Genomic DNA, 12,601 nt, shown 5'->3' on the forward strand with positions numbered 1-12,601 from the left:
GTTGGCAGTCGCGGTGCGGAACCTACTCGACCGTGATGCCCATCGACCGGGCGGTGCCGGCGATGATCTTCGCCGCCTGCTCGATGTCGTTGGCGTTCAGGTCCGACTTCTTGGTCTCGGCGATCTCGCGCACCTGGTCCCAGGTCACCTTGGCGACCTTGGTCTTGTGCGGCTCGGCCGAACCCTTGTCGATGCCAGCGGCCTTCAGCAGCAGCCGAGCGGCCGGCGGCGTCTTCAGCTTGAAGTCGAACGACCGGTCTTCGTACACGGAGATCTCGACCGGCACCACGTTGCCGCGCTGCGACTCGGTCGCGGCGTTGTAGGCCTTGCAGAACTCCATGATGTTGACGCCGTGCTGACCCAGCGCGGGGCCGACCGGCGGAGCCGGGTTCGCGGCACCCGCCTGAATCTGCAGCTTGATGATCGCTGCAAGCTTCTTCTTCTTGGGTGGCATTCCTAGTTCCTATTCAGTACCGAGTACCCCGCGCGCCTGCCTGCGCGCGAGGGCCAACGATCCAGTGTACTGGGTCGTCAGATCTTGGAGACCTGGTTGAACGACAGCTCGACCGGCGTCTCGCGGCCGAAGATCGAAACCAGGACCTTCAACTTCTGCGCGTCCGCGTTGACCTCGCTGATCGTCGCGGGCAGCGTCGCGAACGGGCCGTCCATGACGGTGACCGACTCGCCCACCTCGAAGTCGACCTCGACCGCGGGCGCGCCCAGCGCGGCCTCCGCCGAGGCGGCCTCGCCCTTGGCCTTCGCCGGGGCGGGCTTTTCGACCTTCGGGGCCAGGAACTTCAGCACGTCGTCGATGCTCAGCGGCGACGGCTTCGAGGTCGCGCCGACGAACCCGGTGACACCCGGCGTGTTGCGCACCGCGCTCCACGAGGCGTCGTTCAGCTCCATCCGGACCAGGATGTAGCCGGGCAGCACCTTCTGCTGCACCACCTTGCGCTGGCCGTTCTTGATCTGCGTGACCTCTTCGGTCGGGACCTCGATCTGGAAGATGTAGTCCTCGACGTCCAGCGTCTGGGTACGGGTCTCGAGGTTGTTCTTGACCTTGTTCTCGTACCCGGCGTAGGAGTGCACGACGTACCAGTCGCCCGGGAGCGAGCGCAGCTCCTTGCGCAGCTTCTCGACCGGGTCCTCGTCGTCGTCCTCGGCGGGCGCGGCCTCGGCGGCCGGCTCGGCCACCTCGTCGCCCGCCTGCTCGTCGTCGGCCGCGGCCTCTTCCGGCTCGGCGTCGAGTTCGGCGACCGCGCCGTCGGCGTCCTGGTCGGACTCGACGGCCTCGTCCTCAGCCACCGCCTCGACCGGCTCGTCGTACTCGTCGCCGGCTGCGACGCCGTTCTCGGAGGTCACGTTCCGTCCTCTCACTTGATCGCTTGTCGTGTCCGTGCCGGCCCGCGGGACGCGCTCAGCCGAACAGCCAGAACACGCCCTTGCGGAACGCGAAGTCCAGCAACGAGACCAGCGCGACCATGAAGGCCACGAAGACCAGCACGACCGTGGTGTAGGTGACCATCTGCTTGCGCGTCGGCCAGATGACCTTGCGCAGCTCGGCCCACACCTCGCGGATGAACCGCACCAGCCTCGCGAACAGCGACGGCTTCTTGTCCTTGCGAGTCCGCTTCGGGGTCGCGCGACCCTTCTTGACCTCGCCCGCCTTGGCCTTGCCGTCGGTGACCGGGCTAGCGGCCGAAGCCTTGCCCGACGGACGCGCCTTGTCGCCGTCCTTGGCCGCCTTGCCGGCAGGGCGCGCGGAGGCGCGACGTTCGCGCCGCGCCGCAGCCGTGACCGGACGCGCAGCCCGCTTGGGCTCCTGCTCCTGGCCCTTGCCGCCGGCGTCGTTGTCGCTCACGACCACTCCTCCGCTAAGGCACCTACATCGACGCAGGGGTGACAGGACTTGAACCTGCAACCTGCGGTTTTGGAGACCGCTGCTCTGCCAATTGAGCTACACCCCTTCGAGCAATCCAGCCGCTCGCTGGACGCCCTTGACCCTCCCCGCATGCCCTGCGGGGTCAGGCGCCGGACGTTCCAAGTTCGGAAGTCTACGGCAAGCCCGGAAGGGGCCCGCAACCGAGGGGCGCAGAACGGCTCCCGCGTGCTCCTCGACACACGCGACGTGCGAACATGAAGGCCATGAGCGCACCCGCAACCGTCACCGCCAGCTCCCGCATTTCGGCCCGGATCGCCGGCATCACGCCGTCGGCCACCCTCGCCGTGGACGCGAAGGCGAAGGAGCTGAAGGCGCAGGGCCGCCCGGTGATCGGCTTCGGTGCGGGGCAGCCGGACTTCCCCACCCCCGACTACGTCGTGGAGGCGGCCGCGAAGGCCGTCCACGACCGGGCCAACCACGGTTACACCGCGGCCGGCGGCCTGCCCGAGCTGAAGGAGGCCATCGCGGCGAAGACCCTGCGCGACACCGGCTTCGCCATCGAGCCCAGCCAGGTCCTGGTCACCAACGGCGGCAAGCAGGCCGTCTACTCCGCCTTCGCCACGCTGTGCGACCCGGGCGACGAGGTCCTGCTGCTCGCGCCGTACTGGACCACCTACCCCGAGTCGATCAAGCTCGCCGGCGGTGTGCCGGTGCAGGTCACGGCCGACGAGTCGACCGGATACCGGGTCACCGTCGAGCAGCTGGAGGCCGCGCGCACCGACCGCACCAAGGTGCTGCTGTTCAACTCGCCGTCCAACCCGACCGGCGCGGTCTACAGCCGCGAGCAGATCGAGGCCATCGGCAAGTGGGCCCTCGAGCACGGCATCTGGGTGATCACCGACGAGATCTACGAGCACCTGACCTACGACGGCGTGCAGAACCACTCGATGCCGGTCGTGGTGCCCGAGCTGGCCGACCGGACCCTGGTGCTCAACGGCGTCGCCAAGACCTACTCGATGACCGGCTGGCGCGTCGGCTGGATCGCCGGCCCCAAGGACGTGATCAAGGCCGCGACGAGCTACCAGTCGCACCTGTGCGGCAACGTGTCGAACGTCGCACAGCGGGCCGCGCTGGCCGCCGTCGCGGGGCCGCTGGACGTGGTCGCCGAGATGCGCGCCGCGTTCGACGCCCGCCGCAAGAAGATCGTCTCGCTGCTGTCGGACATCCCGGGCGTCACCTGCCCGACCCCGGAGGGCGCGTTCTACGCGTACCCGTCGTTCAAGGAGCTCCTCGGCAAGGAGATCCGCGGCGAGAAGCCGGCCGACACGCTGGAGCTGGCCGACCTGATGCTGCGCGAGGCCGACGTGGCCGCGGTGCCGGGCGAGGCGTTCGGCACGCCGGGCTACTTCCGGTTCTCCTACGCGCTGGCCGAGTCGGACCTCGTGGAGGGCGTGGAGCGGATCGCCGCCCTGCTGTCCGAGGCGAAGTAACCCGATCGAGTCAACCGAAGCGCCACTTCCGCATGCCGGAAGTGGCGCTTCGGCGTTTTCGGGGTAGCCGTAGCGGGTGGGGAAGAAGGTGCTGATCGGGGTGGTGGTGGCCGCGCTCGTCGGGGCGGCGATCGCCGGTGTCGTGTACTGGCGCAGCGACCGCGGCGAGTCCACCGCGCCACCGAAGCCCCCTGGTTCGGTGATCGGCCCCGGCACCGGCCGGTACGTCGCGCTGGGCGACTCCTACACGTCGGCGCCGCGGACGGGAGCGCCGGCCGGCACGCCGCCGGGCTGCGGGCGGTCGGACAACAACTACCCGCACCTCGTCGCCGCCGAGCTGCGGCCGGTGTCGTTCGCCGACGTGAGCTGCGGCGGGGCGACGACGCAGCACCTGTCGGAGCCGCAGACCACGCCGGACGGGGTGAACCCGCCGCAGCTGGACGCGGTCACCCCGGACACGACGCTGGTGACGCTCGGAATCGGCGGCAACGACATCGGGTTGGTGAGCCTCGCCCGCGACTGCCTCACGACGAACCGCACGGTGTCGCTGTGCAAGCCGCGGCTGACCGCGGGCGGGCGGGACCAGCTGGCGGAGCGGATCGAGGCGACGGCGCCGAAGGTGCGGGCCGCGCTGGCCGCGATCCACGAGCGGGCGCCGCGGGCGCAGGTGATCGTGGTGGGCTACCCGACGGCGCTGCCGGACGGCAACGGGTGCTGGCCGTTCCTGCCCATCGGGCCCGAGGACGTGGCCTACCTGCGGACCTCGCTCGCCCGGCTGAACTCGATGCTGGCCGCGGAGGCGAAGGCGGGCCAGGCCGGGTACGCGGACACGGCGACGCCGTCCAAGGGGAAGGACATGTGCGCCAAGGCGCGGGTCAAGTGGGTCGAAGACGTGGTGCCGTCCTCGCCGGCGATGGAGCTGCATCCCAACGCGGTCGGGGAGCGTGGGATGGCGGACGTGGTGCTGGATCTGGTGGATTGACGCGGCTGCGGCGGCTCGTGTGCCTGAGTGCGGCTTCAAAGATCAAAAGATTGTCCTCGCCGGACGGGCAGGCTCCGGGACGACCTAGCGGTGCCTCGTCTCACCTTGGGTGGGTGGCTGGGTGGTCATCCCGTCGTCTGCGGTTTGTGCTTATCACTTTGAGCCAGGCCCGCAAGGGCGCGTTGCCGGCCGCGCGCTGGCGGCCTGGGTTGCGGGCCTGGCTCAAAGTGATCGTTCCGGTGGCAGGCGACGGGATGACCACCCAGCTACCGTGTTCAGGCGCCGCGCTGCGGGCCTCAGTCGAGGTCGAAGGCCAGGCGGATCGCTTCCGTCAGCTCGCGCTCCTGGTCGGGCATCAGGCGGCCGATCTGCTTGCCCAGCGCCGACTTGCGGATCGTCTGGATGTTGTCGCAGCTGACGACGCTTTCGTGGTCCAGGCCGTTGCGGCTGCCGACCCGCACCTCGGTGGACAGGCCGCGGATCGTGCTCGTCACGGGGGCGATCGTGACGCGGGTCAGGTGCGGGCGGACCAGCTCGCGGGTCAGCACCAGCACCGGCCGGACCTTGTCGAGCCGGGCGAGGTGGATCGGGCGCATCAGTCCAGGTCGTCCAGCGGGGCGGCGTGCTCCTCGATCCCGGCGAGATCGTCCGGCACGCCGCCCGTCAGCAGGGCGATGTCGCGCTCCGCGAGCAGGCGCCGGCGCTCCCGCTCCAAGGCGCGGAACACCAGCTCGGCACGGCTCGCGGCGCCGCCCTCCTCCACCACGTGGTCGATGAAGGACACCAGGTCGTCGGGGAGACGAACGGCGATCTGCTTCGTCATACCACTACGGTACCAGTTTGGGATGCACGTCAGCGGACGACGGCCTGGGCCTTCCCGAGCACCGTCTTGCCGTCGAACTTGGCCGTGATGTCCACGCGGGCGGTGCCGTCCTCGCGGACCTCCGCGACCTTGCCGGTGAACTCGACGTCCGCGCCCTCCGGCGAGACCACGACGGGCCTGGTGAAGCGGACGCTGTACTCGACCAGCTTGCCCGGGTCGCCGAGCCAGTCCGTGACGAGCCGGCCGCCCAGCGCCATCGTCAGCATCCCGTGCGCGATCACGTCCGGGAGCCCGACCTCCTTGGCGAACCGCTCGTTCCAGTGGATCGGGTTGAAGTCCAGCGACGCGCCCGCGTACCGGACCAGCTGGTCGCGTGTGACGTGCACCTGCAGCGGCGGCAGCTCGGTGCCCTTCTCGTACGTCATCAGGCCCCCTCTCCCCGCACGACGAGCTGCGCGCGCGTCGTGCACACGAGCTGACCGTCGGCGTCGACGACCTCGCCGCGCACGGTCAGGAAGTCGTTGCCAGCCCTGGCCATGATGTCCTCGACCGTCGTGGTGATGCGGAGCCGGTCGCCGGCGTGCACCGGGCGCGTGTAGCCGAAGGCCTGGTCGCCGTGCACCATCCGGCTGTAGTCCAGCCCCAGCTCCGGGTCGTTCGCGATGGCGTTGATCGCGTCGAGGTTGATCACCGTGAGGAAAGTGGGCGGCGCGATGACGTCCGGGTAGCCGACCGCGCGGGCCGCCTCCGGGTCCGTGTAGAGCGGGTTGGCGTCACCGATCGCGGTGGCGAACTCGCGGATCTTCTCGCGGCCGACTTCGTAGGTTGAGTCCGGCGGGTACGTCCGCCCGACGAACGAGGGGTCCAAAGGCACCCGAGCAGCCTACCCACCCGGCGAGCGTGGACAGCGCCGTCGGGTTGCCGGTGCGTGACGGCCCCGCGCCGTCGGGCAGGGGACAGCCGCTGACCTCCTCGCGGAGGGACCGCAGTCCCGCTTCGCCGGTGATCTGGACCTGGCGCAGCAGCCCGGTCGAGGACCCGCGAGCAGCGCGAGGTCGAGCTGGCTGACCCGGCGCTGCCGCCGGGCCGACGGCGCTGGGGCACGCGATCTTCGGCGCCGTGATGCTGTCCGGCGGGCTCTACCTGGCCGGGCCCCGGAAAGCACGAAGGCCGCTCCGGCGAACCGGAGCGGCCTTCGTCGAAACCTGGGGTGCTGGCGTCAGCGGGTTTCCTTGTGAACCCGGTGCGTACCGCAGTTCGGGCAGAACTTCTTCATCTCCAGGCGATCCGGGTCGTTGCGCCGGTTCTTCTTGGTGATGTAGTTGCGGTGCTTGCAGACCTCGCACGCCAGCGTGATCTTCGGTCGCACGTCGGTGGCAGCCACAGCAAAGCCTTTCTCTACACAACGAACCCCCCACAAAGGCGACTTAAGATCTCAAGTCGCCCGGCGTGGGGGTCCAGGGGGCTAGCCCCCTGGCGGGGGTCCGGGGGTCCGACCCCCGGTGCAATGGCGAAGCGGACTCGGCTCACGCAGTCTGTGAGCATAGCTCGCCCATCCGCGTAGCGGTGGCCGGACTTGAACCGGCGACACAGCGATTATGAGCCGCTTGCTCTACCGACTGAGCTACACCGCCTTGACCGGCCTTCAGGCTCCCCCGCCGAAGCGGAGCGGCCTGCTGACCACCGAGCCCCAATACGGAATCGAACCGTAGACCTTCTCCTTACCATGGAGACGCTCTGCCGACTGAGCTATTGGGGCGAGTTCCAACGTCTGAACGTTGAAGCCTCGAAGAGATTACATCGTCCGCCGGAGAGGTCGCGCAGGGGGGGTCCCTTTTACGTCAGGAGCGTCAGCACCGTCTCCATCTTGCGCCCCACCGACCGGGCCGTCCGGGCCTGCAACCAGGCCTCCAGGCGGTCCTCGGCCAGCGGGCGAGAGATCAGGTAGCCCTGGGCGACGTCGCAGCCCATCGCCTCCAGCTGGTCCCGCGCGACGTCCTCCTCGACGCCCTCCGCGACGACCGCGAGGCCCAGCGAGTGGCCGAGCTCGACGATCGACCGGACGACCGCCAGGTCGCCGAGGTCCGTGCCCATGCCGAGGACGAAGCTCTTGTCGATCTTGACCTCGTCCACCGGCAGCTGCCGCAGGTAGGCCAGCGACGAGTAGCCGGTGCCGAAGTCGTCGACCGCCAGCACGATGCCGTGCGCGTGCAGCTCGCGCAGGATCGGCAGCGCCTTCTGCGGATCGGCCATCACGCCGGACTCGGTCAGCTCGAACGTGAGCAGCTCGGGCGGCACGTCGAACTTCCGCAGCGCCTCCACGACCTTCGCCGGGAAGTCCTCGTCGGCCAGGTTGCGCACCGACAGGTTGACCGCGACGGAGATCCGCAGCCCCTCGTCCATCCACTTGCGGACCCGGATCAGGGACTGCTCCAGCACGAACCCGGTCAGCACGCCGACCAGGCCGGCGGCCTCGACCGCGGGCACGAACTCGTCCGGGTCGAGCCGGCCGAACTCGGGGTGCTGCCAGCGCACCAGCGCCTCCACGCCGAGGACCTGCTTGCTCGGCAGCGACACCTTCGGCTGGTAGTGGACGCTGACCTGGCCCTCCTCGATGGCCTGCCGGAACTGGGTGACCATCTGGAACCGGCGCAGGAAGATCTGGCCCATGCTGGGCACGTACCCGCGGACCTCCTCGCCGCCGCGGGTGGCCCGCACGGCGACGTCGGCCCGCTGCAGCAGCGCGTCCACGTCGCCCGGGTCGAGGGTGTCGTCGTCGGCCGTGGAGGCGTAGCCGACCATCGCGTTCGCCTCGACCGTCAGCCGGTCGACCGGGTACGGCACGGACAGCTGCGAGCGCAGCCGCTCGGCCGCTTCGTGCACCCCCTGGCCACGCACGCCGGTGAGCAGCGCCGCGAACGACGCGCCCTCCAGGCGGGCCAGCGGCACGTCCGGGCCGAGCGCGTCACGCAGGCGGCGGCCGGCGGCGACCACCATCCGGTCCGCCCACGCGTAGCCCAGCGCGTCGCTGACCGCGGAGAACACGTCCAGGTCGATGCGCAGCACCGCGGCGTCGGCGGAGGCGCTGTGCTCGGCCAGCGGCTCGCGCGCGACCTGCCGGAAGCCGGGCCGGTTCAGCAGGCCGGTGAGCGGGTCGTGGTAGGCGTCGTGGCGCAGGGTGGCGAGCAGGCGGCGGTTGTCCAGCGCGGTCGCCAGGTGGCTGGCCATGGTGCCGAGCAGCTGGACGTCGTACTTGCCGAAGCCGCGCCAGCGGGACAGCCGGTCGTGCGCCTCGACCACGCCGAGCAACTGGTTCGCGCTGCGCAGCGGCACCACCAGCGCCTCCTGCGCGCCGCGGTTGAGCAGTCCGCCCGCGATGTCGCTGTTGGCCTCGGTGATGCGGAAGTGCCGCACGTGCGAGCCGGGCAGCCGCAGCATCGGGTCGTCGGCGGGCAGTTCGGCCGACGGCATCGGCTCCCCCGCGACGACCGCGCGCATGTCCGCGGTCGGCTCCAGGCGCAGCCGCAGCACCACGCGACCCGCGGAGAGCTGGTCCTTGATCCGCTCGGCGATGGTCTCCCACTCGCTGACGTTCACGCCTGCGGCGAGGTCGTCGGCGCCGCTGGCCGGGCGCGCGGCGGCCTGCTGGCCGGAGCGCGCGACCATCAGGCTGACGTCGGAGAGCGCTTCCATGTCCCGCTGCTCGCGCAGCAGGTCGGAGTAGGCCCAGTAGAGCGCGGACAGCCCGGCGAAGACGGCGAGCACCAGCGGCCACGCGTTGGCCGTGCCGGCGATCACCAGGTAGCCGCTCAGGCCGACCGAGGCGTTGACGAACCCGACGACCAGGATGCGGCCGGTGAGCCGCAGCGCGGTGCCGATCCGCATCCGGCGGCGCAGCACCCGGACGGCGGCCAGCGCCAGCAGCGTGCTGGTCAGCGGCGCGGTCAGGGTGCCGGCGAGGGCGGCAGGCCACGTCATCTCGGTGGTGCCCATGATCCGCTCGACCAGGCCGGCCACGGCGAACGCGCTGGTGATCTCCAGCAGGAACGCGCCTGCGTTGTAGAGCACGCGCCCGGAGACGCGGCGGACCACGAGCGTGCTGATCCCGGCGACCAGGTGCGCCGCGAGCACCACTTCGAACGGCGCCACGAAGAAGCCGATGACCAGCGGGATCTCGGTGAACGAGATGGTCCAGGAGATGCCGGACCGGACGTCGACGTTGATGCCGAGCTGCTCGGCGAGCAGGAACGACAGGGCCAGCACCGGGCCGATCCACCACAGCTTCGCCGAGCCGTGGAACGGCAGCCACAGCGACACGGCGGCGGCGGTCAGCACGCCGACGGAGAACACGGTCAGCGTGTAGACCCGGAAGCGGCGCTCGTCCGCCCGCGCCTCGGCACCACCAGAACCGGCGGCTGCCGCCGGGATGGGGCCGTCGGGCCTGCCATCGGAGTCCGGCATGCAACCTCCTTCCACCCATTCGCCCCAGCGCGCACGCCTGCACCCACTCGCGCACGAGACGGTGATCTCGGTGCGAATGAGGGGATCACTGTACCCCGGAGGGCGTACTTCAGCCTCTTTCCGGCCGCCATGACATCACCCCATAGTTAACAACGTGCCAACTACGGTGACCAGCGGAGACTTACGGGTGAGCGAGATCTTTCCGGCGATCGCTCCCGGTAGTCGGCGTTAAGCGTCACGCCCGGCTACGACGAGTTCCCCGCGAGCCGTCGCGCTGCACTCCTCCGCATTGATCGCGATTCAATCGAGATCGGGATTACCGGAAGCGATGACTGAGCGTGGTTTCCCCGGTTACACCCGGGAAAACGTTCCCGGCAATGCGACGATCATCTCAGTCCCGGCACCTGGAACCGCTGCCGGACGTGCCCCGGTTTATTCCCGGAAGCCGTCCGCTCCAAGCGAACTACCTGCGGAAACAAACCCGGCCGCCAGAAAGTTGAGCTAGGCAGACTCAACCAGGTAGGGAGCAACAAGATGACCGACACCAGGCTCCTCCCCGTACTGCCCCTCGACGACGACGTCGTGCTGCCCGGCATGATCGTCCCGCTCGAGCTCGACGACGCCGAAACTCGCGCCGCGGTCGACTCCGCGCAGAGCGGAACGTCACGAGTGCCGAGCACGCCGTCGTTCCCGGGCATCCGGTCGCTGCCGTCCACGCAGGCCGAAGTCCTGATCGTCCCGCGGGTGCACGGGGAGTACGCCGAGCTGGGCGCCGTCGCGACCATCGAGCGCGTCGGCCGGATCCCCGGTGGCAAGGCCGCCGTCCTGCTGCGCGCCACCCGGCGCGCCCGCGTCGGCGAGAACGGCGACGGCCCCGGCGCCGCCCGCTGGGTGTACGCCGAGCCGGTCGCCGAAGTCGTCGGCGAGCAGGCGCGCGCGCTGGCCGCCGAGTACAAGACCGTCGTGATCTCGATCCTCCAGCAGCGCGGCGGCTGGCAGATGATCGACGCGGTGCAGCAGGTCGAGAACCCGTCCGCGGTCGCCGACCTCGCGGGCAACTCGCCGTTCCTGAGCACCGACCAGAAGCTGGAGCTGCTGGCCACGCTCGACGTCGCGGCGCGGCTGGAGAAGGCGCTGGAGTGGAGCCGGGAGTACCTGGCCGAGCTCGAGGTGACCGACACCATCCGCAAGGACGTCGCCGAGGGCATGGAGAAGCAGCAGAAGGAGTTCCTGCTGCGCCGCCAGCTGGAGGCGATCCGCAAGGAGCTCGGTGAGCTCGACGGCACCGCCGACCAGGACGACTACCGCGCCCGCGTGGAGCAGGCCGACCTGCCCGAGCACGTCCGCACGGCCGCGCTGGCCGAGGTGGACAAGCTGGAGCGCACCTCCGACGCCTCGCCGGAGGGCGGCTGGATCCGCACCTGGCTGGACACCGTCCTGGAAATCCCCTGGAACGACCGGACCACCGACGTCCACGACATCGCCGCGGCGCGAGCGGTGCTCGACGCCGACCACGCGGGCCTGGACGACGTGAAGGAACGCATCATCGAGTACCTGGCCGTGCGCGCCCGTCGCGCCGAGACCGGCCAGGGGCAGGTGGGCGGCCGTCACTCCGGAGCCGTGCTGGCGCTGGTCGGCCCTCCCGGTGTGGGCAAGACCTCGCTCGGCGAGTCGGTCGCGAAGGCGATGGGCCGGAAGTTCGTCCGCGTCGCGCTCGGCGGTGTCCGGGACGAGGCGGAGATCCGCGGCCACCGGCGCACCTACGTCGGCGCGCTGCCCGGCCGCATCGTCCGCGCCATCAAGGAGGCCGGCTCGATGAACCCGGTCGTGCTGCTGGACGAGGTGGACAAGGTGGGCGCCGACTACCGCGGCGACCCGACCGCGGCGCTGCTGGAGGTCCTCGACCCCGAGCAGAACCACACGTTCCGCGACCACTACCTCGAGGTGGAGCTGGACCTGTCGGACGTGGTGTTCCTCGCCACGGCCAACGCGCTGGAGACCATCCCCGGCCCGCTGCTGGACCGGATGGAGCTGGTGACGCTGGACGGCTACACCGAGCACGAGAAGGTCGTCATCGGCCGCGACCACCTGCTGCCGCGTGAGCTGGAGCGGGCCGGCCTGGGCCGGGACGACGTGCGGTTCACCGACGCGGCGCTGAGCCGGATCGCCGCCGAGTACACCCGCGAGGCGGGCGTGCGCAACGCGAACCGGACCATCGCGAAGGTGCTGCGCAAGATCGCGACCAGGGTCGCGCTGGACGAGGCGACGCTGCCGGTGACCGTCGACGCGGCGGATCTGGAGGGCTACCTCGGCCGTCCGCGGCACCTGCCGGAGTCGGCGCTGCCCGCGTCGACGCAGCGGACCGCGACCCCGGGCGTGGCGACCGGCCTGGCCGTCACGGGCGCGGGCGGGGACGTCCTCTACATCGAGGCGTCGCTGGCCGATCCCGAGTCGGGCAGCTCCGGGCTCACGGTCACCGGGCAGCTGGGTGACGTGATGAAGGAGTCGGTGCAGATCGCGCTGTCCTACCTGCGGTCCCGCGGCGCCGAGCTGGAACTCCCGGTTGGCGACCTGAAGGACCGGGGCGTGCACGTCCACGTCCCAGCGGGCGCGGTGCCGAAGGACGGCCCGAGCGCCGGGATCACGATGACCACGGCGCTGGCGTCGCTGCTGTCCGGCCGCGTGGTGCGGTCCGACGTGGCGATGACCGGCGAGGTGTCGCTGACCGGCCGCGTCCTGCCGATCGGCGGGGTCAAGCAGAAGCTGCTGGCCGCGCACCGGGCCGGGATCAAGACCGTGATTATCCCGCAGCGCAACGAGCCGGACCTCGACGACGTCCCCGCGGACGTGCTGGCCCAGCTCGACGTGCACCCGGTGTCGAACGTCCGTGAGGTCCTCGACCTGGCGCTGGCGCCGGCCACCACCCCCGTGGCCCAGGCCGCCTGACGCCCCCGAGCGGAGCC

The 12,601-nt window shown here is 70.6% G+C and carries 12 protein-coding genes and 3 tRNA genes; 3 read left to right on the forward strand and 12 right to left on the reverse strand.

Annotated features, from left to right (window positions below):
• Nucleotides 1–22: 22 nt before the first annotated feature.
• From rplK to L2C96_RS25540, 4 genes are all read right to left on the reverse strand, one after another.
• The gene (gene rplK / locus L2C96_RS25525) at nucleotides 23–454 is read right to left on the reverse strand and encodes a 50S ribosomal protein L11 (RefSeq protein ID WP_017986580.1); all 432 of its coding nucleotides are present in this window, start codon (nucleotides 452–454) and stop codon (nucleotides 23–25) included.
• A 77-nt stretch (nucleotides 455–531) separates the two neighbouring features.
• Nucleotides 532–1,362 (reverse strand): transcription termination/antitermination protein NusG, encoded by an 831-nt coding sequence (nusG, locus tag L2C96_RS25530; protein ID WP_020417541.1) that lies wholly within the window; start codon nucleotides 1,360–1,362, stop codon nucleotides 532–534.
• A 55-nt stretch (nucleotides 1,363–1,417) separates the two neighbouring features.
• Complete coding sequence (gene secE / locus L2C96_RS25535; protein WP_020417540.1) at nucleotides 1,418–1,867, reverse strand: preprotein translocase subunit SecE; 450 nt, start codon at nucleotides 1,865–1,867, stop codon at nucleotides 1,418–1,420.
• Nucleotides 1,868–1,894: 27 nt separating this feature from the next.
• A tRNA-Trp gene (locus L2C96_RS25540) sits at nucleotides 1,895–1,967 on the reverse strand.
• A gap of 178 nt (nucleotides 1,968–2,145) precedes the next feature.
• Here L2C96_RS25540 and L2C96_RS25545 point away from each other — a divergent pair.
• A complete protein-coding gene (locus L2C96_RS25545) occupies nucleotides 2,146–3,372 on the forward strand; it encodes a pyridoxal phosphate-dependent aminotransferase (RefSeq protein WP_020417539.1) in 1,227 nt (408 codons plus the stop codon).
• Nucleotides 3,373–3,448: 76 nt separating this feature from the next.
• Nucleotides 3,449–4,354: an SGNH/GDSL hydrolase family protein gene (locus tag L2C96_RS25550; protein WP_020417538.1), complete on the forward strand. Its 906-nt coding sequence runs from the start codon at nucleotides 3,449–3,451 to the stop codon at nucleotides 4,352–4,354.
• 296 nt (nucleotides 4,355–4,650) lie between these two features.
• Here L2C96_RS25550 and L2C96_RS25555 read toward each other — a convergent pair whose 3' ends face one another.
• The 8 genes from L2C96_RS25555 to L2C96_RS25590 form a co-directional block, all read right to left on the reverse strand.
• The gene (locus tag L2C96_RS25555; protein WP_020417537.1) at nucleotides 4,651–4,950 is read right to left on the reverse strand and encodes a type II toxin-antitoxin system PemK/MazF family toxin; all 300 of its coding nucleotides are present in this window, start codon (nucleotides 4,948–4,950) and stop codon (nucleotides 4,651–4,653) included.
• Nucleotides 4,950–5,177 carry a ribbon-helix-helix domain-containing protein gene (locus L2C96_RS25560; RefSeq protein ID WP_020417536.1) on the reverse strand — a complete coding sequence of 76 codons (228 nt, stop codon included), beginning with the start codon at nucleotides 5,175–5,177 and terminating at the stop codon, nucleotides 4,950–4,952. The genes L2C96_RS25555 and L2C96_RS25560 overlap by 1 nt, the downstream gene beginning before the upstream one ends.
• Nucleotides 5,178–5,206: 29 nt before the next feature.
• On the reverse strand, nucleotides 5,207–5,602 hold the full coding sequence (locus L2C96_RS25565) for a MaoC family dehydratase (protein WP_237338065.1): 396 nt from the start codon (nucleotides 5,600–5,602) through the stop codon (nucleotides 5,207–5,209).
• Nucleotides 5,602–6,051, reverse strand: a complete 450-nt coding sequence (locus L2C96_RS25570; protein ID WP_237338066.1) for a MaoC family dehydratase N-terminal domain-containing protein — start codon at nucleotides 6,049–6,051, stop codon at nucleotides 5,602–5,604. Before L2C96_RS25570 ends, L2C96_RS25565 begins: the two co-directional genes overlap by 1 nt.
• Before the next feature lie 345 nt (nucleotides 6,052–6,396).
• On the reverse strand, nucleotides 6,397–6,561 hold the full coding sequence (rpmG, locus tag L2C96_RS25575) for a 50S ribosomal protein L33 (protein WP_005453176.1): 165 nt from the start codon (nucleotides 6,559–6,561) through the stop codon (nucleotides 6,397–6,399).
• Nucleotides 6,562–6,738: 177 nt separating this feature from the next.
• Nucleotides 6,739–6,811 (reverse strand) — tRNA-Met (locus L2C96_RS25580).
• A 52-nt stretch (nucleotides 6,812–6,863) separates the two neighbouring features.
• Nucleotides 6,864–6,936 (reverse strand) — tRNA-Thr (locus L2C96_RS25585).
• Nucleotides 6,937–7,013: 77 nt separating this feature from the next.
• Nucleotides 7,014–9,638 (reverse strand): putative bifunctional diguanylate cyclase/phosphodiesterase, encoded by a 2,625-nt coding sequence (locus L2C96_RS25590; RefSeq protein WP_020417533.1) that lies wholly within the window; start codon nucleotides 9,636–9,638, stop codon nucleotides 7,014–7,016.
• Nucleotides 9,639–10,172: 534 nt separating this feature from the next.
• Here L2C96_RS25590 and lon point away from each other — a divergent pair.
• Entirely contained in the window at nucleotides 10,173–12,584 is a 2,412-nt protein-coding gene (gene lon / locus L2C96_RS25595) for an endopeptidase La (RefSeq protein WP_237338067.1), read from the forward strand.
• Nucleotides 12,585–12,601: the final 17 nt, after the last annotated feature.

The organism is Amycolatopsis tucumanensis (genome assembly GCF_021654135.1).
GTDB lineage: Bacteria > Actinomycetota > Actinomycetes > Mycobacteriales > Pseudonocardiaceae > Amycolatopsis_E > Amycolatopsis_E tucumanensis.

What these genes read in the sequence shown, in the direction of transcription:
- L2C96_RS25590 (WP_020417533.1), bottom strand. Translation starts at nt 9,638, where the DNA reads ATGCCGGACTCCGATGGCAGGCCCGACGGCCCCATCCCGGCGGCAGCC.
- rplK (WP_017986580.1), bottom strand. Translation starts at nt 454, where the DNA reads ATGCCACCCAAGAAGAAGAAGCTTGCAGCGATCATCAAGCTGCAGATT.
- L2C96_RS25565 (WP_237338065.1), bottom strand. Translation starts at nt 5,602, where the DNA reads ATGACGTACGAGAAGGGCACCGAGCTGCCGCCGCTGCAGGTGCACGTC.
- L2C96_RS25545 (WP_020417539.1), top strand. Translation starts at nt 2,146, where the DNA reads ATGAGCGCACCCGCAACCGTCACCGCCAGCTCCCGCATTTCGGCCCGG.
- L2C96_RS25555 (WP_020417537.1), bottom strand. Translation starts at nt 4,950, where the DNA reads ATGCGCCCGATCCACCTCGCCCGGCTCGACAAGGTCCGGCCGGTGCTG.
- L2C96_RS25560 (WP_020417536.1), bottom strand. Translation starts at nt 5,177, where the DNA reads ATGACGAAGCAGATCGCCGTTCGTCTCCCCGACGACCTGGTGTCCTTC.
- lon (WP_237338067.1), top strand. Translation starts at nt 10,173, where the DNA reads ATGACCGACACCAGGCTCCTCCCCGTACTGCCCCTCGACGACGACGTC.